The sequence below is a fragment of the Falsiroseomonas sp. E2-1-a20 genome (genome assembly GCF_051433195.1).
In the GTDB taxonomy this organism is placed as follows: Bacteria; Pseudomonadota; Alphaproteobacteria; order Acetobacterales; family Acetobacteraceae; genus Falsiroseomonas.
The window spans coordinates 15,291-36,804 of record NZ_JBHMFT010000018.1 but is presented as its reverse complement, the minus strand read 5'-3'; the positions used below and the strand labels follow the sequence as shown (position 1 = coordinate 36,804).

Annotated in this window: 19 protein-coding genes; 14 read left to right on the top strand and 5 right to left on the bottom strand. The window is 72.4% G+C overall.

The features are described 5' to 3' along the window. The first annotated feature begins 52 nt into the window (after nucleotides 1-52). From ACFHPP_RS20210 to ACFHPP_RS20190, 5 genes are all read left to right on the top strand, one after another. A complete protein-coding gene (locus ACFHPP_RS20210) occupies nucleotides 53-994 on the top strand; it encodes a 2-dehydropantoate 2-reductase (RefSeq protein WP_437165041.1) in 942 nt (313 codons plus the stop codon). After that, entirely contained in the window at nucleotides 991-1,860 is an 870-nt protein-coding gene (locus ACFHPP_RS20205; protein WP_437165040.1) for an aldose 1-epimerase family protein, read from the top strand. Before ACFHPP_RS20210 ends, ACFHPP_RS20205 begins: the two co-directional genes overlap by 4 nt. A gap of 65 nt (nucleotides 1,861-1,925) precedes the next feature. Beyond that, complete coding sequence (locus tag ACFHPP_RS20200; RefSeq protein ID WP_437165039.1) at nucleotides 1,926-2,609, top strand: fumarylacetoacetate hydrolase family protein; 684 nt, start codon at nucleotides 1,926-1,928, stop codon at nucleotides 2,607-2,609. A 4-nt stretch (nucleotides 2,610-2,613) separates the two neighbouring features. Further along, a complete protein-coding gene (locus tag ACFHPP_RS20195) occupies nucleotides 2,614-3,426 on the top strand; it encodes an exodeoxyribonuclease III (RefSeq protein ID WP_437165038.1) in 813 nt (270 codons plus the stop codon). Beyond that, a complete protein-coding gene (locus ACFHPP_RS20190) occupies nucleotides 3,426-4,220 on the top strand; it encodes a shikimate dehydrogenase family protein (RefSeq protein WP_437165037.1) in 795 nt (264 codons plus the stop codon). The genes ACFHPP_RS20195 and ACFHPP_RS20190 overlap by 1 nt, the downstream gene beginning before the upstream one ends. Here the strand turns inward: ACFHPP_RS20190 and ACFHPP_RS20185 are convergent. After that, on the bottom strand, nucleotides 4,214-5,929 hold the full coding sequence (locus ACFHPP_RS20185; RefSeq protein WP_437165036.1) for an FAD-dependent oxidoreductase: 1,716 nt from the start codon (nucleotides 5,927-5,929) through the stop codon (nucleotides 4,214-4,216). The genes ACFHPP_RS20190 and ACFHPP_RS20185 overlap by 7 nt on opposite strands. Before the next feature lie 124 nt (nucleotides 5,930-6,053). Here ACFHPP_RS20185 and ACFHPP_RS20180 point away from each other — a divergent pair, with 124 nt between their 5' ends. Genes ACFHPP_RS20180 through ACFHPP_RS20170 form a run of 3 tightly spaced genes read left to right on the top strand, consistent with a single transcriptional unit; the run spans nucleotide 6,054 to nucleotide 9,064 of the window. Continuing rightward, complete coding sequence (locus ACFHPP_RS20180; RefSeq protein WP_437165035.1) at nucleotides 6,054-7,058, top strand: Bug family tripartite tricarboxylate transporter substrate binding protein; 1,005 nt, start codon at nucleotides 6,054-6,056, stop codon at nucleotides 7,056-7,058. Between the two features lie 6 nt (nucleotides 7,059-7,064). Next, on the top strand, nucleotides 7,065-7,559 hold the full coding sequence (locus ACFHPP_RS20175) for a tripartite tricarboxylate transporter TctB family protein (protein WP_437165034.1): 495 nt from the start codon (nucleotides 7,065-7,067) through the stop codon (nucleotides 7,557-7,559). Further along, complete coding sequence (locus ACFHPP_RS20170) at nucleotides 7,556-9,064, top strand: tripartite tricarboxylate transporter permease (RefSeq protein WP_437165033.1); 1,509 nt, start codon at nucleotides 7,556-7,558, stop codon at nucleotides 9,062-9,064. Before ACFHPP_RS20175 ends, ACFHPP_RS20170 begins: the two co-directional genes overlap by 4 nt. Here ACFHPP_RS20170 and ACFHPP_RS20165 read toward each other — a convergent pair. Together ACFHPP_RS20165 and ACFHPP_RS20160 are read right to left on the bottom strand one after the other, a co-directional pair. Continuing rightward, nucleotides 9,049-9,687, bottom strand: coding sequence for an HdeD family acid-resistance protein (locus tag ACFHPP_RS20165; protein WP_437165107.1), 639 nt, complete (start codon nucleotides 9,685-9,687; stop codon nucleotides 9,049-9,051). The genes ACFHPP_RS20170 and ACFHPP_RS20165 overlap by 16 nt on opposite strands. Next, nucleotides 9,687-10,151: an Lrp/AsnC ligand binding domain-containing protein gene (locus ACFHPP_RS20160; RefSeq protein ID WP_437165032.1), complete on the bottom strand. Its 465-nt coding sequence runs from the start codon at nucleotides 10,149-10,151 to the stop codon at nucleotides 9,687-9,689. The genes ACFHPP_RS20165 and ACFHPP_RS20160 overlap by 1 nt, the downstream gene beginning before the upstream one ends. Before the next feature lie 83 nt (nucleotides 10,152-10,234). Here ACFHPP_RS20160 and ACFHPP_RS20155 point away from each other — a divergent pair, with 83 nt between their 5' ends. From ACFHPP_RS20155 to ACFHPP_RS20130, 6 genes are all read left to right on the top strand, one after another. After that, nucleotides 10,235-13,186: an L-glutamate gamma-semialdehyde dehydrogenase gene (locus ACFHPP_RS20155; protein ID WP_437165031.1), complete on the top strand. Its 2,952-nt coding sequence runs from the start codon at nucleotides 10,235-10,237 to the stop codon at nucleotides 13,184-13,186. A gap of 67 nt (nucleotides 13,187-13,253) precedes the next feature. Next, nucleotides 13,254-14,504: a sarcosine oxidase subunit beta family protein gene (locus ACFHPP_RS20150; RefSeq protein ID WP_437165030.1), complete on the top strand. Its 1,251-nt coding sequence runs from the start codon at nucleotides 13,254-13,256 to the stop codon at nucleotides 14,502-14,504. Beyond that, nucleotides 14,504-14,755, top strand: a complete 252-nt coding sequence (locus tag ACFHPP_RS20145) for a sarcosine oxidase subunit delta (RefSeq protein ID WP_437165029.1) — start codon at nucleotides 14,504-14,506, stop codon at nucleotides 14,753-14,755. Before ACFHPP_RS20150 ends, ACFHPP_RS20145 begins: the two co-directional genes overlap by 1 nt. Continuing rightward, a complete protein-coding gene (locus ACFHPP_RS20140) occupies nucleotides 14,752-17,691 on the top strand; it encodes a sarcosine oxidase subunit alpha family protein (RefSeq protein ID WP_437165028.1) in 2,940 nt (979 codons plus the stop codon). Before ACFHPP_RS20145 ends, ACFHPP_RS20140 begins: the two co-directional genes overlap by 4 nt. Next, the gene (locus ACFHPP_RS20135; RefSeq protein ID WP_437165027.1) at nucleotides 17,684-18,202 is read left to right on the top strand and encodes a sarcosine oxidase subunit gamma; all 519 of its coding nucleotides are present in this window, start codon (nucleotides 17,684-17,686) and stop codon (nucleotides 18,200-18,202) included. The genes ACFHPP_RS20140 and ACFHPP_RS20135 overlap by 8 nt, the downstream gene beginning before the upstream one ends. A gap of 5 nt (nucleotides 18,203-18,207) precedes the next feature. Next, nucleotides 18,208-18,861 (top strand): 4'-phosphopantetheinyl transferase family protein, encoded by a 654-nt coding sequence (locus ACFHPP_RS20130; RefSeq protein ID WP_437165026.1) that lies wholly within the window; start codon nucleotides 18,208-18,210, stop codon nucleotides 18,859-18,861. On the opposite strand, the gene ACFHPP_RS20125 is transcribed toward ACFHPP_RS20130, so the two are convergent. Both ACFHPP_RS20125 and ACFHPP_RS20120 read right to left on the bottom strand, forming a co-directional pair. Next, nucleotides 18,856-20,337 carry a phospholipase D family protein gene (locus ACFHPP_RS20125; protein WP_437165025.1) on the bottom strand — a complete coding sequence of 494 codons (1,482 nt, stop codon included), beginning with the start codon at nucleotides 20,335-20,337 and terminating at the stop codon, nucleotides 18,856-18,858. The genes ACFHPP_RS20130 and ACFHPP_RS20125 overlap by 6 nt on opposite strands. 100 nt (nucleotides 20,338-20,437) lie before the next feature. Further along, the gene (locus ACFHPP_RS20120; protein ID WP_437165024.1) at nucleotides 20,438-21,316 is read right to left on the bottom strand and encodes an endonuclease/exonuclease/phosphatase family protein; all 879 of its coding nucleotides are present in this window, start codon (nucleotides 21,314-21,316) and stop codon (nucleotides 20,438-20,440) included. Between the last annotated feature and the right edge of the window lie 198 nt (nucleotides 21,317-21,514).

The following is a 21,514-nucleotide window of genomic DNA, read 5'->3' as shown; positions in this document are numbered from 1 at the left end:
ACAGGGCCGGCGCGCTGGGGATTGCTCCGCGCCAAAGCGGAGAGACCTTCGAATGCGGATGCTGGTGCTGGGGGCGGGCGCGCTCGGGGGCTATTTCGGCGGGCGGGCGCTGGAACGCGGGCTGGATGTCACCTTCCTGGTGCGGCCGGGCCGTGCGGCGGTGCTGGCGCGCGATGGGCTGCGGGTGCGCAGCAGCTTCGGCGACATCGACCGTACCGTCGCCACCACCGCGGCCGCCGGGCCGGGCTTCGACGCGGTGCTGCTGTCCTGCAAGGCCTATGATCTGGACAGCGCCATCGCCGCCATCCGGCCCGCGGTGGATGCCGGAGCCTGCGTGCTGCCGATCCTGAACGGCATCGCCCACATCGCCACGCTGAACGCCGCCTTCGGCGCATCCCGCGTCTGGGGCGGCCTGGCGAAATGCGCCGCGACGCTGGAGCCGGATGGCACCGTGCGCCACCTCAACGACTGGCACTGGCTGACCTTCGGCGAACAGGACGGTGCCATGGATGGACGCGCGGCCGCCCTTGCAAAGGCGCTCGGCAGCGCGCCCGGCCTGGTGGCGCAGGCGGTGCCGGACATCCAGCGGCGGATGTGGGAGAAGCTGGTGCATCTCGGCACCGTCGCCGCCGGCACCGTGCTGATGCGCGCCAGCGTCGGCGAGATTTCCCGAGCTGGCGGCACGCCATTTCTTCTGGCGCTGCTGGAGGGCAATGCGGCCATCGCCGCCGCGCACGGGCACGAAATGTCGGCGGAATTCCTCGCCAGCTATCGCGCGCTGTTCTCCGACCCTGGCAGCGCCTACACCGCCTCCATGCTGCGCGACCTCGAAGCCGGGGGGCGCACCGAGGCGGACCACATCCTCGGCTTCCTGTGCGACGCCGCGCGTGCGGCGAACCTTCCCGGAGACCTGCTGCAATTGGCCCATCTGCATGCCAAGGCCTACGACCAGCGCCGCGATGCCGGCCGCCTGCCCACTGGCCGCGCACAATGACCGACCGCGTGAAGCTCGGCTCCGGCGACCTTTCGGTGGTGGTGAAGGCCGAGGGGGCGGAGCTGGCCAGCCTGAAGGACGCCGCGGGGCGCGAATTCCTGTGGCAGGCGGAGGCCGCCTGGCCGCGCCATTCGCCGGTGCTGTTTCCCTTCGTCGGTCGCCTGCGCGACGACACGCTGCGCATCGGGCACGAGGTCTACCCGATGGGCCAGCACGGCTTCGCCCGCGACAGCCGGTTCGAGCTGGTGGAACAGGGCAACGCCGCCTGCCGCTTCCTGCTGGTGGACAGCGCCGCGACGCGCGCCGTCTTCCCCTTCGGCTTCCGGCTGGAGATCGCCTACGCGCTGCACGGCGCCAGCCTCACCGTGTCCTACACCGTGACCAACCCCGGCGAGGGCACGCTGCCCTTCTCGCTCGGCGCGCACCCCGCCTTCCGCTGGCCGCTGCCCGGGGCCGGCGGCAAGGCCGCGCACCGGATCGAGTTCGAGCAGGATGAATCCGGCCCGGTCTGGCGGCTGGACGACAACGGCCTGATCGACGCCACGCCGCAGCCGCTGCCCGTGCATGGCCGCAACCTCGGGCTGCGGGAGGATCTGTTCCGGCCGAGCGCGATGATCCTGTTGAACCCGGCCAGCCGCCGGCTGCGCTACACGGCGCAGGGCGCGCCGGCGCTGGCGCTGTCCTGGCAGGGATTTTCCCACCTCGGCCTGTGGATGAAGCCGGGCGCCGAGTTCCTCTGCATCGAGCCCTGGGCCGGCTATGCCGACCCGGCGCAGTTCTGGGGCGACATCTGGGCCAAGCCGGGGATGGAGATGCTCGGCGCCGGGGAAAGCCGCCGCTACATGTGGCGGGTGACGGTGGGATAGGGGCGCACCCTTGCGTGCCAGCCGGGCCGGATTATGGTCCGCCGCGACCACCGAAGGACCGCATCATGGCCGACTACGTCATCCCCCCACCCGCCCAGGCCAGCCTGCCCGTGAAGGGCGGCGGGTCCTTCCCGGTGCGGCGCATCTTCTGCGTCGGCCGCAACTACGCCGAGCACGCCATCGAGATGGGCAGCGACCCGACGCGGGAGCCGCCCTTCTACTTCACCAAGCCGGCCGACGCGGTGGTGGTGAACGGCGCCGACATGCCCTACCCGCCCGCCAGCAAGTCGCTGCACCATGAGATGGAGCTGGTCGTCGCCATCGGCACCGGCGGCGTGGACATCAGCCAGGCGGATGCGCTGAAGCATGTCTGGGGCTATTGCTGCGGCCTCGACATGACCCGCCGCGACCTGCAGAACGAGGCGAAGAAGACCGGCCGTCCGTGGGACATGGGCAAGGGTTTCGACAAATCCGCGCCGATGGGCCTGCTGGTCCCGGCCGAGGGTTTCGATCCCTCGAAGGGCAGGATCGAGTTGAAGGTGAACGGCAAGGTCACGCAGACCTCCGACCTGTCGAAGCTGATCTGGTCCGTGCCGGAAGTCATCGCCAACCTGTCCGGCCTGGTGCGGCTGGAGCCGGGCGACCTGATCATGACGGGCACGCCGGAAGGCGTCGCGGCCGTGGTGCGCGGGGACCTGCTGGAAGGCATGGTCGAGGGCGTCGGCACCGTCACGGTGAAGATCGTCTGATCCTGTGCGGGTCGTCACCTGGAACATCAACTCGGTCCGGTTGCGCCTGCCCTTGCTGGCCGATCTCGTCGCGGCGCTGTCGCCCGACGTGATCTGCCTGCAGGAGACGAAGTGCCCCGACGAGCACTTCCCGCATGAGGGCACGGCGGCGCTGGGCTTCGAACATCGCGCGGTGCGCGGGATGAAGGGCTATAACGGCGTCGCCATCCTGTCCCGGATTCCCTTCGCGCTGCGCGACGGCGCGGACCCCGACTGGTGCGGCAAGGGCGATTGCCGGCACCTCGCGGTGGAGTTGGATGCGCCAGGCGGGCCGGTGGAGCTGCACGACTTCTACATCCCGGCGGGCGGCGACATCGCCGACCGCGAGAAGAACGTGAAGTTCGCGCACAAGCTGGACTTCGTCGCGGAGGCCACGGCCTGGTCCGCTTCGCGCCACGCGGCCGGTGGCTTCCGGCGCGCCATCCTGGTGGGCGACCTGAACATCGCGCCGCTGGAACACGATGTCTGGTCGCACAAGCAGTTGCTCGACGTGGTGTCGCACACGCCGGTGGAGACCGCGGCGCTGACGCAGATGATGCGCGCGGGCGAATGGCACGACGCGCTGCGCCACTTCGTGCCGGCGGACCAGAAGCTCTACACCTGGTGGTCCTATCGCGCGGCGGATTGGCGCGCCTCGGACCGTGGGCGGCGGCTGGACCATGTCTGGGTCTCGCCGGACCTGGCGGGCGGGCTGCGCAGCCACACGGTGCTGAAGGATGCGCGCGGCTGGGCCAAGGCCTCGGACCACGTGCCGGTGCTGGTGGAGGTCGCGACCTGATGCTGGCGAAACTGTCCGGCGCGACGCGGCTGCACGTCATCATCGGCGACCCGATCGCGCAGGTGCAGTCGCCCGGCGGCATTTCCCGCGAATTTGCCGCGCGCGGGCGGGATGCGGTGCTGGTGCCGATGCAGGTCGCGCCGGCGCATGTCGATGCGCTGATGGAGGGCCTGCGCCATGCGGGCAACCTCGACGGCATCGTGGTGACGGTGCCGCATAAATTCGCCGCGTTCCCGCATTGCGCCAGCACGACGGACCGCGCCGGCTTCCTGAACTCCGTCAACATCCTGCGCCGCCGCGCGGATGGCGGCTGGCATGGCGACATGACGGATGGCGCGGCCTTCGTCGGCGGCCTGGCGGCGGCGGGCTACGACCCGCGTGGCCGCCGCGCGCTGATGGCGGGCGCCGGGGGTGCCGGCACCGCGATCGCGCTGGCGCTGGTGGAGGCGGGCGTCGCGGAACTCGCGATCCATGATGCCGATGTGGCGCGGCGCGACCGTCTGCTGGCGCGCCTGGCCGGGCTTGGCCCGGCGGTGCTGCGCGCCGGCAGCGACGATCCCGCAGGGCATGAGCTGATCGTCAACGCGACCCCCGCCGGCATGGCGCCCGGCGATCCGCTGCCGTTCCGCGCGGACCGGCTGGCGCCCGGCATGTTCGTGGGCGAGGTGATCACCAGCCCGGAGGTGACGCCGCTGCTGCACGCCGCCCGCGCGATGGGGTGCGGGACGCAGACCGGCATCGGCATGTTCGCCGCCGGCCGCGCGATGATGGTGGATTTCCTGCTGGGTCAGTGACCCGCCATGTGCCGCGCCGCGATCCAGGCGAAGGTGATGCCGGGGCCGAGCGTGATGCCGGGGCCGGGATAGGCGCCGCCCATGATCGAGTGCATGTCGTTGCCCACGGCATACAGGCCCGGGATCGGCCGGTCCGCGCCGTCCAGCACCCGCGCCGCGGTATCCGTCACCAGCCCGGTCGCGGCGCCGATGTCGCCGGGCCACAGCTTCACGGCGTAGAAGGGCGGCGTGCCGATCGGGCCGAGGTTCGGGTTCGGACCATGCGCGGCATCGCCGTTGACGCGGTGGTAGGCGGTGCTGCCGCGGCCGAAATCCGGGTCCTCCCCCGCCTCGGCGAAGCGGTTCATCCGCGCCACCGTGTCCTCCAGCCCCGCCGCGTCCACGCCCAGCTTGCCGGCAAGCGCCGCCAGCGTCGCACCCTGGTGCAGGTAGCCTTCCGCCAGGAAGGCGGCAAAACCGCCGCCGCCGGGGCGCACCATGCCGAGGCCGTATGTCCGGATGCCCTCCGCATCCGTCACCAGGAAGCAGGGGATGCTCGGCACCGTCTCGTGCGCCCGGAACATGGCGCGGGCGAACAGGTGGTAGGATGTGGCCTCGTTGACGAAGCGGCGGCCGGCGGCGTTCACCGCGATGATGCCGGGCTTGCCGCGGTCCAGCACGAAATGCGGGAAGACGGCGGTGCTGCCGTCGCGCCGGGTGCGGACGGAGACCGGCGCCCAGAAGGCGGTATCCATCCCGCCCTCGCCGTAGCGGGCGCCGGCCCCAAGCGCCAGGTCGTGCATCTCCCCGGTATGGCCGGGCGCGGCGGGGCTGAATTCCGGCGTCGGGCGCGGCAGCATCTCGGCCCGGCGGGTCGGGTGCCGGTTGAAGCCGCCGGTCGCCAGGATCACGCCGCGCCGCGCCGTCACCTGCCGCCGCAGGCCGGCCTGGGTCATGACCAGGCCGGTGACGCGGCCCGCCTCGCGCAGCAGCGCCTCCGTTTGCGTCGCGACCAGGATATCGACGCCACGCCGGGCGAGCGACAGCAGCAGCCGCCCGGCCAGGGCATTGCCCATCACCAGCCGCGTCCCGCGCGGCCCGCGCAGCCGGTCCAGCGCGTGGCGGGCCAGCAGGCGCGCGGCATGGCGACCCGCCTGCCAGAAGCCGGGTTTCCCGGGCTGGCGCAGGTGCAGCAGGTGGCCGATGTCGTCGCGGTCCACCATCATGCCGCCGAGCACGGTGAATTCCGGGATCGGCGGCCGCAGCAGGGGGAACAGGGGGCCGAGCGCGCGGCCATCGAAGGGCAGCGGCTCCAGCGCCCGGCCGCGCAGCGCCGCGCCCGGCACCTCCTGGATGTAGTCCGGGTGCAGCGGCCGGGCCCGGAATTTCACCTCCGTCTGCGCCTCCAGGCAGGCGATGGCCTGCGGGCCGGCCTCCAGGAAGGCTTGGCGCAGCGCGGCGCCGGCGTGGTTGCCGACGGCGTGGTCGAGGAAGGTGGCGGCCTGCTCCGGGCTGTCGCCGGAGCCCTCCGCATGCTGCGTGTTGGGCACCCAGGTGGTGGCGGCGGACCAGGCGGTGGTGCCGCCCAGGAATTCCGTGCGCTCCACCAGCAGCACGCGCTGGCCCTCGATGGCGGCGAACAACGCCGCTGCCATGCCGGCGCCGCCGGCGCCGAGGACGATCACGTCATAGGCCGTGCCATCGGCCAGGGACTCAAGTCGCTGGAGCATGACGCCACCGATAGCCCTGCGTGCGGCCAACGCCAATGCGCCTTGCCGTGTCTGGAAAGCCGGCGCCAGCCGTGGCAGCCTGCGGGCGGGAAACGAAGACCTGACACAAGGGGAGGATACGGAAATGGATCGCAGGACCCTGCTGGCCGGAATGGCCGGCCTGCCGCTGCTCGGCACGAACAGCGCCCTGGCGCAGGACTTTCCGGCGCGCGACCTGCTCGGCGTGATCCAGTGGGGCGCGGGCGGCGCCACGGACCTGACGGTGCGCGCGGTGACGCCGCATGTGGAAGCGGCGCTCGGCCAGAAGATCGTGCTGCAGAACCGCACCGGCGGCACCGGTGCCATCGGCCTGACCTATGTGCATGGCCAGCCCGCGGATGCCTACACGCTGCTGTTCGGCGCGGAGAACCCGCTGCTGTACCGGGTGCTGAACATCTCCCGCCTCGACTACACGGATTTCTACCCGGTGTGCCTGCTGGCGCGCAGCGTGCCGGTGATCGTGGCGAACAAGGACAAGCCCTGGAATTCGCTGAAGGACCTGGTGGCGGATGTGCGCGCCAATCCGGGCCGCATCCGCATGGCCGGCACCGGCCCGGGCGGCCAGGCGCATGTGGTCAGCACCATGATCGCCTCCACCGGCCCGTTCCGCCACATCTCCGTGCCCTTCGATGGCGAGGGTCCGGGCCTGACGGCGATCCAGGGCGGCCATGCGGACTGGATGGCGGCAGGGTCCGGCGCGGTTGCCGAACATGTCCGCGCCGGGCGGTTGAAGGCGCTGGCGGTGTTCAACGACACGCCGCTCGCCAGCCTGCCCGGCGTCGCCCCCGCCACGGCGGATTTTCCCGAACTCGGGCGGCTGCTGCCCTGGGGGTCGTTCTACGGCGTCTGGGTGAAGCGGGATGCGCCGGAGGCGGCGCGCAACAGGCTGGCTGAGGCCTTCCGCACCGGGGCTGCGAACCCGCAATTCACCCAGTTGATGGCCAACAACGGCAACGTGGTGATGAACATCTCCGGCGCCGAGGCCGATGCCTTCCTCGCCCGCTGGCAGTCCGTCACCGCCTGGATCCTGCAGGAGGCCGGCGCCGCGCGGACCAGCCCGGCGGAGCTCAACATCCCGCGGCCGTCCTGACCCGGCATGGCTGAGGCACGCCGGCGGCGCGAGCCGGGCGAGACCCTGTTCGGCTTCGTCCTGCTGCTGCTCAGCCTCGGCGTGATGGCGGAGGGTGTGCGGCTGCAGGGGCTGGAGGCGGTCAGCGCGCCCGGCATCATGCCGCTGGCGGCCGGCGCGGTGATGGCCGCCTCGGCGCTTGCCATCCTGCTGCGCAACCGCGCGCTGTCGGCGCCCGAGGCCGGCTTCGCCACGCGCATCGCGCCGCGCGACATCGCGGTGTCCGTCGCGCTGATCGCGGCCTACATGCTGGTGCTGGAGCCGCTGGGCTTTCATCTCGCGACGCTCGGCTTCCTGACCGCCATCATCTGGTTCCTGCGCGGCGGCGGGTTCGGCTTCGCGCTGCTGCTGGCGCTGGTGTCCGTGGTGGTGGTGCATGTGGTGTTCCGCATGATCTTCACCGTGGTGCTGCCGCAGGGCTGGCTGCTGCGCGGGGTGTTGCCCCCGGGGCTGCTGCAATGAACGAGGCGCTGGGCTTCTTCCTGCTGTCCTGGCTGGACCCGTCGCTGCTGCTGCTGACCGCGGCGGGCACGCTGGCCGGCATCTATGTCGGCGCCATCCCCGGCCTGTCCGTGACCATGGCGGCCGCCATCCTGATCTCCTTCACCTTCAGCTGGGAGGTGAACGACGCGCTGGCGCTGATCGCCGGCGTCTTCACCGGCGGCGTCTATGGCGGCTCCCGCACCGCCATCCTGCTGAACATCCCCGGCGCGCCGGCGGCCATCGCGACCGCGCTGGATGGCTACCCGCTGGCGAAGCGTGGCGAGGCCGGGACCGCCATCGGGCTGTCCACCGTGATGTCGGTGGTCGGCGGCTTCGTCGGCATCCTGGCGCTGGCGGTGGCCGCGCCCGTGATCTCCGACTTCGCGCTGCTGTTCGCGCCGCGGGACTACCTGCTGCTGGCGGTGATGGGGCTGCTGCTGGTCGGCAGCCTGTCCGGGGAATCCCTCGCCAAGGGGCTGTATGCCGGGGCGCTCGGCGTCGCACTCGGCATGGTCGGGCTGGACCCGATGACGGCGGAGGGCCGCTTCACCCTCGGCACCGTGCAGCTGATGGGCGGCATCCCCTATGTCGCGGCGATGATCGGCCTGTTCGGCGTGGCGGAGGCGCTGGTGCAGTTGCACCACCGGCATGCCGTCCCGGTGAAGCAGAAGGTAGCGCGCATCGTGCCGCCGTGGAAGCTGGTGCGGAAATACCTGCCGCTGTCGCTGCGCAGTTCCGTCATCGGCGTGGTGATCGGCGCGCTGCCCGGCACCGGCGGCGACATCGCGGCGCTGATGGCCTACGACCAGGCGAAGCGCACGGTGAAGAACCCCTCCGTCCCGTTCGGGGAGGGCGCCTATGAAGGGCTGGTGGCGCCGGAAACCGCGAACAACGCGGCGGTGGGCGGCGCCTATATCCCGATGCTGACGCTGGGCATTCCCGGCGATGCGGTGACCGCGGTTATCATCGGCGCACTGTTCATCCACGGGCTGAAGCCCGGCCCGATGCTGATGATCGAGACGCCGCACCTGTTCTGGTTCACCGTCGGCAACCTGACGCTGGCCAACATCTTCCTGCTGGTCTTCGGCCTGACCGGCATCCGCGCCTTCACCAAGATGGTGGAATGCCCGCCATCGGTACTGATCCCCTTGATCCTGGTGCTGTCCGTGGTCGGCACCTACGCCATCCAGAACAGCGTGGTGGACGTGTATTTCATGCTCGGCTTCGGCATCTTCGGCTACCTGCTGAAGATGTACGGCTTCCAGGTGGGGCCGGTGGTACTCGGCATGATCCTCGGGCCGATGATGGATGTGTCCTGGCGCCGCGCGGTGATCTCGGTGGGCGACGACCTCGGCTTCTTCCTGGAGGAGATGTTCACCAGCCCGCTGTCGCTGGTGCTGATCGGCGGCATGTCCTTCCTGCTGCTGAGCCAGACGCCGCTGGCGGGGTGGCTGCGGCGCCGGAAGGATCAGCCGCGGACCTGATCCGTCTCGGCGTCCGGCCCGTTCGGATCGTTCGCGATCCGCCGCAGCCGCCAGCCGAGGCCGAAGAACAGCGCGCCGGCGAAGATCGCCTGGAACGCCACCAGCCAGATCAGCGCCAGCAGTCCCGGCCCGGGTGCCACCACCATCCAGGCGCCGACCAGGATCGCCAGCGCGCCGATCAGCCCGAGCATCACGCTGCCGGACCGGAAGGCCAGCACCAGCCGGGTGATCCCGGCGACGATCGACCAGGCGGCGACCAGCAGCACCAGCACCACGGCGGAGACCACGGGCAGCAGCAGCAGGGCCGCCGCCGCGACCAGCGATGCGATGCCGTCGATCCACAGCCAGGTCTTGGATTTCTGCGGGTCGGCACCACCGCGCCAGGCCTGGGCGAGCGAGGAGGCGCCGTCGATGGCCAGGAAGGCCGCCAGGAAGCCCAGGATGAAGGCCAGGCCCAGGCCCGGCACCAGCAGGGCCACGATGCCGAACAGGATCCCCGCCACCCCGCGCAGCAGGAACAGCCACCAGTTCCGCGCCAGCATCCGCACCACCGGGAACCGGCCCATAGCCCGCGCATCCGACATCGCCCGCACCCCCGACCAGAACCGCACAACGCGGAGCATCACAGGGGTAGCGGCGCCTCCGCGATCACTTCCTCGATCACGGCGTAGGTGTGGCTGCTCTTCACGCCGGGCAGGCTGAGCAGCACGTCGCCGAGGAAGCGGCGGTAGGCCGCCATGTCGCGGAGCCGGGCCTTGATCAGGTAGTCGAAGCCGCCGGCCACCATGTGGCATTCCAGCACCTCCGGCACCCGCTTCACCGCCACGGCGAAACGTTCGAAGGCATCGGGCGTGGTGTGGTCCAGGCTGATCTCGACGAAGACCAGCAGGCCGAGCCCGACCTTCGCCGCATCCAGCCGGGCGCCCCAGCCGGTGATGAGGCCGCCGGATTGCAGCCGGCGCAGGCGTTCCGAGGCGGCGCTGGGGGACAGGCCGATGCGGGTCGCGAGTTCCGCCACCGTGGCGCGGCCCTCGCGCTGCAGCAGCGCCAGGAGCCTCCGGTCGATGCGGTCGATTTCGTGGTCCATATGGCAATCCACCGTTGATCCGGCGGATATAGCGGCGAAAATGCCGCTCCATCCACGGCGCATCGCCCGGCATGCTGTGCGCCATGACGATCTTCGACGCGCCCTATGCCCCGCTGGAGGAAGCCGCGCGCGCCGCGCTGCTCGCCGCCGCCCCGCCACCCCGGCCGGAGTCGATGCCGCTCGCGCTCGACCTCGCCCGCGCGGCGCGGGAGGGTGGCGGGCCGCTGGCGGTGGAGGAGATCCTGCGCGGCTGGCCGCTCTCGACGCGGGAGGGCCTGGCGCTGATGGCGCTGGCGGAGGCGCTGCTGCGGGTGCCGGACGACGCCACCGCCGATGCGCTGATCGCGGAGAAGTTGTCCGAAGGGGCCTGGGACAAGCACGCGGAGGGCTGGGCCTCGGCGGCCTCCGGCTGGGCGCTGGCGGTGGGTTCGCGGCTGGTCGGGCCGGGGGAGACGCCGGGCGGGGTGCTCGGGCCGATGGTCCGGCGGCTCGGCGTGCCGGCGGTGCGCAACGCGGCACGGCGCGCGGTGCGGCTGATGGGCGGGCAGTTCGTGCTCGGCGAGACCATCGAGGATGCGCTGGGGCGGTCAGCGAAGGGCGCTCGCTATTCCTACGACATGCTGGGGGAGGGCGCGCGCACGGCGGCGGATGCCCGGAAATACCTGGGCGCCTACCATGCGGCCTGCGAGGCGATCGGCCGCGCCGCGCAGGGTTCGCTGCCGGGGCGGCCGGGGCTGTCCGTGAAGCTGTCCGCCATCCATCCGCGCTACGAGGCGGTGTCCCGCGACCGGGTTTTTTCCGAGTTGCTGCCGGACCTGATCGGGCTGGCGCAGGCCGCGCGGGCGCATGACCTGAACCTGACCCTGGATGCGGAGGAAGCCGACCGGCTGGAATTGTCGCTGGAGGTGTTCGACCGGCTGCTGACCGAGCCCTCGCTCGCGGGGTGGGAGGGGCTGGGGCTGGCCGTGCAGGCCTACCAGAAGCGCGCCGGTGCCGTGGTGGCCTGGCTCGCGGATCGCGCGGCGGCGACGCGGCGGCGGCTGATGGTGCGGCTGGTGAAGGGCGCCTATTGGGATGCGGAGGTGAAGCGGGCGCAGGAGCGGGGGCTCGAGGATTTCCCGGTCTGGACCCGCAAGGCGGCGACGGATCTCGCCTGGCTGACGCAGGCGGCGGCGCTGCTCGACGTGGCGAAGCAGGGACGCATCTTCCCGCAGTTCGCCACCCACAATGCCGGCAGCGTCGCGGAGGCGTTGGCCCTTGCCGAAGCGCGGGGCGTCGGCGTGCAAAAATTCGAATTCCAGCGGCTGCATGGCATGGGCGGGGCGCTGTATGCGCAACTCGCGAAGGCACGGCCGGATGTGGCGCTGCGGATCTACGCGCCGGTCGGCGTGCATGAGGATCTGCTGGCCTACCTGGTGCGCCGGCTGCTGGAGAACGGCGCCAATGGCGGCTTCGTCGCGGCGGTGGCCGATGAGGAGCTGCCGCTGGAACGCCTGCTGCGCCATCCCGGCGTACCGCTGGCGGAGGGGCCGCCGCGGCACCCGCGGGTGAAGCGGCCCGGCGCGCTGTTCGCCACCCGCCCGAACAGCCGCGGCGTGGAATTCGGCGACCGCCGCGCCCTGGCCGGGCTGCTGGCCGAACGCGATTCGGCGCCGCCGCTGCCGGCCGCCACGTTGGTGACGCCCCAGGATGCGGTGGCGCGCGCGCAGGCCGCCTTCCCGGCCTGGAACGCCACCCCCGTCGCCGCCCGCGCCGCCATCCTGCGCCGCACGGCGGATCTGCTGGAACAGCGCCGCGGCAGCTTCATCGCGGCGATCCAGGATGAAGGTTTTCGCACGCTCGACGATGCCCTGTCCGAGATGCGGGAGGCGGTGGATTTCTGCCGCTACTACGCCGAGGAAGCCGAACGCGTCGCCGCCCCCACGGCCCTGCCCGGCCCGGTGGGCGAGAGCAACCTGCTGACGCTGTCGGGCCGCGGCGTGGTGCTGTGCATCTCGCCGTGGAATTTTCCCCTCGCGATCTTCCTCGGCCAGGTGGCGGCGGCGCTGGTGGCGGGCAATGCCGTGGTGGCGAAGCCGGCGCCGCAGACGCCGCGCATCGGCGCGCTCGCGGCGCGGGCATTGGCCGAAGCCGGCTTGCCGGAGGGCGTGCTGGTGGTCGTGCCCGGCGGGCCGGCGGAGGGCGCGGCGCTGGTGGCGCATCCCGCCATCGCGGGCATCGCCTTCACCGGCAGCACGGCCACGGCGCGCGCCATCAACCGGGCGCTGGCGGCGAAGGACGGGCCGATCGTCCCGCTGATCGCGGAGACCGGCGGGCTGAACGCCATGGTGGTGGATGCGACGGCGCTGCCGGAACAGGTGACGGACGACGTGCTGACCAGCGCTTTTCGGTCCGCCGGCCAGCGCTGCTCGGCGCTCCGGCTGCTGTGCGTGCAGGAGGACGCGGCGGACCGGATGCTGGAGATGATCGCCGGCGCGGCGGCGGAACTGCGCATGGGCGACCCACGCGACCCGGCGACCCATCTCGGCCCGCTGATCGATGCCGAGGCGAAGGCGCGCATCCTGTCCTGGTTGGACAAGCTGCCGCCGGGGGCGCGGGAGGTGTTTCGGCATCCGGCCCCCGAACCGGGCAACTTCCTGGCGCCGCGCATCGTGGACCTGCGGCGGCCGGAGGATCTGACCCAGGAGGTCTTCGGCCCGGTCCTGCATGTGGTGCGCTGGCGCGGGTCGGCGCTGGAGGCGCTGCTGCGCTCGCTCGCCGGCACCGGCTACGGGCTGACGCTCGGCGTGCAGAGTCGCCGCGCCGGCTTCGCGGCACAGGTGGCGCGGGCGGTGCCGGCGGGGAATGTCTATGTGAACCGCAACATGGTCGGCGCCGTGGTCGGCAGCCAACCCTTCGGCGGGCAGGGGCTGTCGGGCACCGGGCCGAAGGCCGGCGGCCCGCACTACCTGCCGCGCTTCATGACGGAGCGCGTGGTCAGCGTGAACACCGCGGCCGCAGGCGGCGACGCGGCGCTGCTGGCGGAGGGGGAGTAGTCGCGGATGGGCATTTGTTTGTCGCTGGCAGGCATGTAGCCTGTGGGCGTCCTGTCAGGCTTCCGCCATGCGCTACTCCGCCCTCGCCCTGCTGCGCCACGCCTTCACCGGCAACCGGTCCTGGACGCCGGTCTGGCGGCATCCGGAACCGCGCGCGGAATACGACATCATCATCGTCGGCGGCGGCGGGCACGGGTTGGCGACGGCGCATTACCTGGCGAAGGAACACGGCCTCACCGATGTCGCGGTGGTGGAGAAGGGCTATCTCGGCTCCGGCAATGTCGGCCGCAACACCACCATCATCCGGTCGAACTACCTGCTGCCCGGCAACACGCCCTTCTACGAGCATTCGATGAAGCTGTGGGAAGGGCTGGAGCAGGACATCAACTACAACGCCATGGTCAGCCAGCGCGGCGTGCTGAACCTGTGCCATTCCGACAGCCAGCGGGATGCCTATGCGCGACGCGGCAACGCCATGCGGATGGCGGGCGTCGATGCCGAATTGCTGGACGCCGCGCAGGTGCGCGCGATGCTGCCGGGCGTGAACATGGACAGCGCCCGCTTTCCGGTGAAGAGCGGCCTGCTGCAACGGCGCGGCGGCACGGTCCGGCACGATGCGGTGGCCTGGGGATACGCGCGGGCTGCCGACCAGCGCGGGGTGGACCTGCTGCAGAACACGGAGGTGACGGGCCTCCGCATCGAGGCCGGGCGCGTGCGCGGCGTCGAGACCACGCGCGGCTTCATCGGCGCGAAGCGCGTCGGGCTCGCGGTCGCCGGCAACACGTCCCGCGTCGCCGCCATGGCCGGGCTGCGGCTGCCGATCGAAAGCCATGTGTTGCAGGCCTTCGTGTCGGAAGCGGTGAAGCCGATGATCCACACCGTCGTCACCTTCGGCGCCGGGCATTTCTACGTCAGCCAATCCGACAAGGGTGGGCTGGTATTCGGCGGCGACATCGATGGCTACAACTCCTACGCCCAGCGCGGCAATTTGCCGGTGGTGCAGGACGTGCTGGAGTGCGGCGTGCAGCTTTTCCCCGCCATCAGCCGGCTGCGCTACCTGCGGCAATGGGGCGGCATCATGGACATGTCGATGGATGGCTCGCCGATCATCGACCGCACGCCGATCGAGGGCCTGTATCTGAATTGCGGCTGGTGCTACGGCGGCTTCAAGGCGACGCCGGCTTCCGGCTGGTGCTTTGCCCACACCATCGCCACCGGGCAGCCGCACCCGCTGAACGCCGCCTTCCGGCTGGACCGCTTCGCGACCGGCGCGTTGCTGGACGAGAAGGGCGCGGGCGCCCAGGCGAACCTGCACTGATGCGCATCCCCTGCCCCTTCTGCGGCCCGCGCGACAGCGCCGAATTTGCGACCATCGGCAGCGCGCCGCCGCCGCGCCCTGCTTCCGATGCGCCCTTCGAGGCGTGGCACGACTACCTGCATCTGCGCGACAACCCGGCCGGGCTGCATGAGGAACTGTGGCAGCATGTGCAGGGCTGCCGGCAGTGGCTGCGCGTGATGCGCGACACGCGCACGCATGCGGTGGACTCCGCGCGGGCCTGCCGGCCATGACGCGGCTGGCACAGGGCGGGCTGATCGACCGCGCGCAGTCGCTGTCCTTCAGCTTCGACGGCCGGCGCTACAGCGGCCATCCCGGCGATACGCTGGCCTCCGCACTGCTGGCCAACGGCGTGCGGCTGGTCGGGCGGTCCTTCAAGTACCACCGCCCGCGCGGCATCTTCGGCATCGGCAGCGAGGAACCCAACGCGCTGGTCGAACTGCGCGGCGGCGCGCGGCAGGAACCCAACACCCGCGCCACCACCGCCGAGCTGTTCGAGGGCCTCGCCGCCACCAGCCAGAACCGCTGGCCGAGCCTAGGCTTCGACGTGATGGCGGTGAACGGGTTGCTTGGGCCGGTGCTCTCCGCCGGCTTCTACTACAAGACCTTCATGTGGCCGGCGGCCTTCTGGGAGAAGCTGTACGAGCCGCTGATCCGCCGCGCCGCCGGCCTCGGCCGCGCGCCGGAAGCGCCGGACCCCGACAGCTACGAACGCATGCACATCCATTGCGACGTGCTGGTGGTCGGCGCCGGTCCCACCGGGCTTGCGGCGGCGCTGGCGGCGGCGCGCGCAGGCGCGCGCGTGGTGCTGGCGGATGAAGACTCGCGGATCGGCGGCCGGCTGCTGCAGGACCGGCAGGAGATCGACGGCGCGGCGGCCGCCTTGTGGGCAGACCGCGTGGTGGCGGAACTCGCCAGCCTGCCCGATGTCACGCTGCTGCCGCGCACCACCGTCTTCGGCGTCTTCGACGATGGCGTGCATGCGGCGGTGGAACGCGTGGCGGACCACCTGGCGGAACCACCGCCCGGCCAGCCACGCCAGCGCGCCTGGACTATTGTCGCCAAGCGCACGGTTCTCGCCGCGGGCGCGGTGGAACGGCCGATCGCCTTTTCGGGCAACGACCGCCCCGGCGTGATGTCGGCCGCCGCCACGCGCGGCTACCTCAACCGCTACGCGGCGCTGCCGGGCCAACGCGCCGTGGTGTTCACCGCCGGCGACGATGGCTGGCGCACGGCGGCGGACCTGTCGGACGCGGGCGCGGAGGTCACGGTGGTGGACGCGCGCGCCGAGGTCGCGCCCGCTGTCGCCGCCACCGCGCCGCGCGCGCGCCAGGTGCTGGGCAGCCGCGTCACCGGCACCAAGGGCCGGCTCGGCCTGGCCTCCGTGCAGCTTTCGAACGGCGAACGCATCGCCGCGGACCTGCTCGCCGTCGCCGGCGGCTGGAACCCGACGCTGCACCTGTCCAGCCACCATGGCGGCCGCCCGCGCTGGGACGCGGCGCTGCACGCCTTCGTGCCGGGCCAGGCACCGCCCGGTCTCAGCGTCGCCGGCGCCGCCGCCGGCCGCATGACGCTGGCCGCCTGCCTCGCGGATGGCGCCGCCGCCGGATTGCAGGCGGCGCGCGACGCCGGCCATGACGGACAGCCGCTGGCCCTGCCGCGCGCCGATGACGAACCGAGCGCCCTGGCGCCGATCTTCCATGTGCGCGGCGCCGGCAAGGCCTTCGTGGATTTCCAGCACGACGTCACCGCGGATGACATCGCGCTTGCCGCGCGCGAAGGGTTCCGCAGTGTCGAGCACGCCAAGCGCTACACCACGCTCGGCATGGCGACGGACCAGGGCCGCACCGCGAATGTCGTGGGCCTCGCCATCCTCGCCGAGGCCACCGGCCGGACCATCCCCGAGACCGGCACCACCATGTTCCGCCCGCCCTACACGCCGGTGACGATGGGCGCGATGGCCGGGCACATGACCGGCCGCGACTTCCGGCCCACGCGCCGCACGCCGCTGCACGCCTGGGCCGCGCGCCACGGCGCCAGCTTCGTCGAATCCGGCGCCTGGCTGCGCGCCGAATGGTTTACCCGAACGGGCGAAACGGGCTGGCGCGACAGCGTGGACCGGGAAGTGCTCAACGTCCGCGCCAATGTCGGCTTCTGCGACGTCTCGACGCTCGGCAAGATCGAGGTCGTCGGCCCCGGCGCCGCCGCGCTGCTCGACCTGGTCTATGCCAACGACATCTCCACCCTGAAGCCCGGCCGCATCCGCTACGGCGTGATGCTGCGCGAGGATGGTTTCGTGATGGATGACGGCACCTGCGCGCGGCTGTCCGACAACCGCTTCTTCCTGACCACCACCACCGCCAATGCCGCGCGCGTCATGCAGCACCTGGAGTATGGACATCAGGTGCTGCGGCCCGAGCTGGACGTGGCGATCCTGTCCGCCACCGATGCCTGGGCCCAGGTCGCCCTCGCCGGGCCCCGCGCGCGCGACGTGCTGGCCGCGATCTCCCACGCCGATCTGTCGAACGAAGCGCTGCCGCACATGGCCTGCACGGCGGCGACGTTGCGCGGCGGCATCCCGGCGCGGCTCTACCGCCTGTCGTTCTCCGGCGAACTTGCCTACGAGATCGGCGTGCCGCCCGACCAGGCGGAGGCCTTGGCCGACCTGCTGATGCAGGCCGGCGCGCCGCACGGCATCGCGCCCTACGGCACAGAGGCGCTGGGCGTGCTGCGGATCGAGAAGGGGCACGCGGCCGGCGGCGAGTTGAACGGCCAGACCACCGCCGCCGATCTCGGCCTCGGCCGCATGCTGTCCAGGCGCAAGGATTTCATCGGCCGCGTCATGGCGCAGCGGCCGGCGCTGCTGGACCCGGCGCGGCCGGTGCTGGTCGGGCTGCGGGCGCTGGACGCGGCGCAGGTGCTCCGTGCCGGCTCGCACCTGCTGGTGCCCGGCGCGGCGGCGACGACGGAGAACGACCTTGGCCACGTCACCGCCGCCTGCTGGTCGCCGCATCTCGGCCACATGATCGGCCTCGCCCTGCTGTCCGGCGGCCGCGACCGCATCGGCACCCGCATCCGCGTGCACGACCCGCTGCGCGGCGGCGACGGGGAGGCGGAGGTGGCGCACCCCGTCTTCATCGACCCGGAAGGGCTGCGCACCCGTGGCTGACGCCCTGACGTTGAGGGAGGTCACCGGCCTCGACCTCACCGCCCTGCACGGCCCGCCAGACCTGCTGCCCGGCCTGCCGCAGAAGCCGGGCTGGGTGGCGCGGGACGGCGCGACGGTGATCTGGACGGCGCCGCGCCAATGGCTCGTGCTGCACGCGCCCGGCGCCGCGCCGCAGGTGGCGGAGGCGCATCGTACACCGCTGCATGGCTCGCGCTGCATCCTGGAACTGGCCGGCCCGCGCGCGGCGGAGTTGCTGGCGACGTTGCTGCCCATCGACCTGCACCCGCGTGCCTTCCCGCCCGGCGCGGCGGCCGCGACGCTGGGGGCGCATGTGCCGCTGCTGGTCTGGCGGGTGGAGGCCGGGTTTCGGCTCGCCTGCTATCGCTCCTACGGCCAGTCCCTGAGCCAGGCGTTGGTCGCGGCGGGGCGGGGGCGCGGGCTGGTCGTGCTGGCGCCAACCCCCTCACCCAACCCTCTCCCCCCAGCGGGGGGAGAGGGCTCGGCGGGTTAGGGAGGTTGCGGCGTGGCGCGGTGCGGCTGCGCTGGGTGGCGCCGGAGGACGCGGAGGCCGCGACCCTCGCCACCTGGCACGCCACGCTCGATGCGGCGGAACGGGCGAAGGCGGCGCGCTTCCACTTCGCGCGGGACCGCGACGCCTACATCGCCGCCCACGCCCTGGCCCGCGCCATGCTGTCCGACGTCGCGCCACTGCCGCCCAACGCCTGGCGCTTCGTCAGCGGCCAGGCCGGGAAGCCGGAGGTCGATCCGGCGCTCGGCCTGCCCTGGCTGCGCTTCAACATCTCGCACACGCGCGGCCTCGTCGCCTGCGCGGTGACGAACCGGGACGATGTCGGCCTGGATGTCGAGGACCTGGACCGCCGCGAGGCGTCCCCCGGCCTCGCCGAGCGCCACTTCGCGCCCGCCGAGGTGGCGCTGCTCGCCGCCACGCCGCCGGCCGCGCGGCACGAGACCTTCCTGCGGGTCTGGACGCTGAAGGAGGCCTTCGTGAAGGCGACCGGCGACGGCATCAGCCTGGGCCTGGATCGCTTCGCCTTCACCCTGGACCCGCCCCGCCTGACGCTGGAGGCCGGCGATGCCGCGCCCTGGCGCTTCCTGCAATGGCAGCCGACCCCGCGCCACATCCTGGCCGTGGCGCTGCGCCGCCTATAGCTGGGACTCGATCGGCAGCAGCCGCAGCAGCCCGGCCAGCACGCGGCGGCGCAGCGAGGCCTCCGGCTCCCGCCGCAGGGTCCGCATCCGGCCATCGGCGCCGGCCGCCGTCCAGGTCAGCCGCCCCTCCTCCAGCCCCAGCCGCCAACTTCGCAAAGGATCGGCCAGGCGGGCATGTTCGGCCCGCAACTCCTCCGCCAGCACGGGATGCCGCACGAAGGCGCCCATCTCCGTGTTCAGCGCGGCGGAGCGCGGGTCGAGGTTGAAGGAGCCGACGAAGACCGGCCCGTCATCGACCACGAAGGCCTTGGTGTGCAGGCTGGCGCCGCGGGACCCGAAGGCGCTGGTCTTCTCGTCCTCGCCGCTCGGCCGCAGTTCGTACAGCTCGATCCCCGCGCGCAGCAGGGCGTGGCGGTAATGCGTGTAGCCGCCATGCACCGCCACCACGTCGGTCGCCGCCAGCGAATTGGTCACCACCGAAACCTTCACGCCGCGCGCCGCCAGATCCAGCAGCAGCGCGAGCCCGGCGCGGCCAGGCACGAAGTAGGGCGAGATCAGCAATGCCTGCCGCTTGGCGCGCCGCAGCGCATCGGCGATCTCGGGCGCGATGCCGCCGGCGGCACGGGCGCGGCGCCGGGCGGCGAGGCCTCGGCGCGCCTTTTCCGGCGGGTCGGCCACCACCTGCACGGCGCCGCGCGCCAGGCCCACCATGCCGCGCGCCATCTGCCGCGCCGCCTGCTGCACCTGCCCCAGATGCTCCAGGTAGCGCCGCGCCTCGGGCTGGCCCGAAGCGGCCGCCAGGTCCTTTCGCAGTTGCGGCAGGCCGCCACCGGCTTCCGTGCTCGGGCTGACCAGCGCCGCCGGGCGTGCCAGCTTGCTGCGCCAGTATTGCTCGAACACCCGCGTGGCGCCGGAGGCCGCGGCGCCGGCCAGCACGATGTCGAGGTCGCGGAACAGGAATTCCCCACCCTCCGCGCCGAAATACTCGTCGCCCAGGTTGCGGCCGCCGACGATGGCGACGCGCCCATCGGCGATCCAGGACTTGTTGTGCATGCGCCGGTTCAGGTGCCAGCCGCCGAAGGCCATCTCGAGCAGGAAGCCCCAGCGGCCGAACAGGCGCCAGCGCGTGCCGTTGAACAGCCGCACCTCGATGGCCGGATGGGCATCGAGTGCCGACAGCACGCGTTCCCGCCCCAGCGCATAGGCATCGTCCAGCAGCAGCCGGACCTGCACGCCGCGGTCGGCGGCGTCCAGCACCTCGCAGGCCAGCAGGCGGCCGGTCACGTCGCCGCGCCACATGTAGTATTGCAGGTCCAGCGTGCGGCCGGCGGCGCGGGCGGTGGCGACACGCACGGCGTAGGCGTCCAGCCCCTCCGGCACCAGCGCCGCGCCGGCCTCCGTGCCCAGGCGCGCCAGCGTGGATCGGACGCCCTGCTCCAGCTCCGTCATGTCGTCGGGGAACAGGGTCTGGGACATGCCGCTCCTCACCGTCCGGAGATGGCGATCCGGCGCTCGCCGCACAACGGCCGGGGACAGGGATGGGTTCGGGCCGGCCGCGCGGCTGTGACCGTTCCGGTCAGGCCGCCGCTTCCACCGCGGCGGGCAGGCCGAGCCGCACGCAGGCGGTCAGCGGCAGGTGGTCGGAGGCGACGCGCGCCAGCAGGCTGTCATGCGCCACGACGTTCCCCACCAGGCCGCGCGGCCAGCCCAGGATGCGGTCCAGCGCCAGCACCGGCAGGCGGGCGGGGAAGCTGGGCGGGCCGTGGTTCACCGGGCCGAAATACGGCTCGAAGGCGCGGAGCGAGGATCGCGTGCCGGGCCGCCACTCGTTCAGGTCGCCGAGCAAAAGGGTCGGCACCTCCCCTTCATCCTCGGCCAGGGCGCGCAGGATGGCGACGGCCTGCTGCCGGCGGCTGCGGCGCAGCAGCCCGAGATGCGCCGCCACCACGCGCAGCCGCCCGGCCGGCAGGTCCAGCTCCGCCACCAGGGCGCCGCGTGGTTCCGCCCCCGGCAGGGCCAGGCGGCGGATGCGGGCCGGGGTGCCGGGGCGCACCAGCAGGGCGTTGCCGTGCCAGCCATGGCCATCCGGCAGGTCCGAGACCGGCAGCGGCGCCAGCCCCGTCTCGCGTTCCAGCGCCGCGGCATCCAGCAGGCCGGTGCGGCGACCGAAGCGGCGGTCCGCCTCCTGCACCGCCACCACGTCCGCGCCGAGTTCGGCGATGACGGCCGCGGTACGGGCGGGGTCGAAGCGGCGGTCCGTGCCGACGCATTTGTGGATGTTGTAGGAGGCGACACGCAGAGTCCCGGCCTCGGCCCGCGGTGGGCCGGCGGGGACAGGCGCCGGTGCGATCGGCCGGCGCAGTTCCACCAGCAGCCCCTGCACGGCGGCACCGGTGCGGCGGAGCCGGTCCTTCAGGCGAGGCGGCGGGTCGGCAGGCGGGCTGGTTTCGGTCATGCGTGCGGATGCCGGATTCCAGATGGCGGGACGCTCCGGCGACCCGTGGGGGAGGTTCAACTTTCCCGAAAATAGGCGCAGCCGGGGCCGCTTCCAAGGTGCCGCGTGCGGACGCCGCTCCGTTGAAACTTTGCCGGGCGCCTTCCGTTGTCACGGTTCCGGACACACGCGCCCCGCGGCGCCTCATCAGGATCACGC

Bases quoted from the DNA above. Each gene is read 5' to 3' on its own strand.
- ACFHPP_RS20210 (WP_437165041.1), top strand. From the start codon at position 53: ATGCGGATGCTGGTGCTGGGGGCGGGCGCGCTCGGGGGCTATTTCGGC.
- ACFHPP_RS20205 (WP_437165040.1), top strand. From the start codon at position 991: ATGACCGACCGCGTGAAGCTCGGCTCCGGCGACCTTTCGGTGGTGGTG.
- ACFHPP_RS20200 (WP_437165039.1), top strand. From the start codon at position 1,926: ATGGCCGACTACGTCATCCCCCCACCCGCCCAGGCCAGCCTGCCCGTG.
- ACFHPP_RS20190 (WP_437165037.1), top strand. From the start codon at position 3,426: ATGCTGGCGAAACTGTCCGGCGCGACGCGGCTGCACGTCATCATCGGC.
- ACFHPP_RS20185 (WP_437165036.1), bottom strand. From the start codon at position 5,929: ATGCTCCAGCGACTTGAGTCCCTGGCCGATGGCACGGCCTATGACGTG.
- ACFHPP_RS20180 (WP_437165035.1), top strand. From the start codon at position 6,054: ATGGATCGCAGGACCCTGCTGGCCGGAATGGCCGGCCTGCCGCTGCTC.
- ACFHPP_RS20175 (WP_437165034.1), top strand. From the start codon at position 7,065: ATGGCTGAGGCACGCCGGCGGCGCGAGCCGGGCGAGACCCTGTTCGGC.
- ACFHPP_RS20170 (WP_437165033.1), top strand. From the start codon at position 7,556: ATGAACGAGGCGCTGGGCTTCTTCCTGCTGTCCTGGCTGGACCCGTCG.
- ACFHPP_RS20165 (WP_437165107.1), bottom strand. From the start codon at position 9,687: ATGCTCCGCGTTGTGCGGTTCTGGTCGGGGGTGCGGGCGATGTCGGAT.
- ACFHPP_RS20160 (WP_437165032.1), bottom strand. From the start codon at position 10,151: ATGGACCACGAAATCGACCGCATCGACCGGAGGCTCCTGGCGCTGCTG.
- ACFHPP_RS20155 (WP_437165031.1), top strand. From the start codon at position 10,235: ATGACGATCTTCGACGCGCCCTATGCCCCGCTGGAGGAAGCCGCGCGC.
- ACFHPP_RS20150 (WP_437165030.1), top strand. From the start codon at position 13,254: ATGCGCTACTCCGCCCTCGCCCTGCTGCGCCACGCCTTCACCGGCAAC.
- ACFHPP_RS20145 (WP_437165029.1), top strand. From the start codon at position 14,504: ATGCGCATCCCCTGCCCCTTCTGCGGCCCGCGCGACAGCGCCGAATTT.
- ACFHPP_RS20140 (WP_437165028.1), top strand. From the start codon at position 14,752: ATGACGCGGCTGGCACAGGGCGGGCTGATCGACCGCGCGCAGTCGCTG.
- ACFHPP_RS20125 (WP_437165025.1), bottom strand. From the start codon at position 20,337: ATGTCCCAGACCCTGTTCCCCGACGACATGACGGAGCTGGAGCAGGGC.
- ACFHPP_RS20120 (WP_437165024.1), bottom strand. From the start codon at position 21,316: ATGACCGAAACCAGCCCGCCTGCCGACCCGCCGCCTCGCCTGAAGGAC.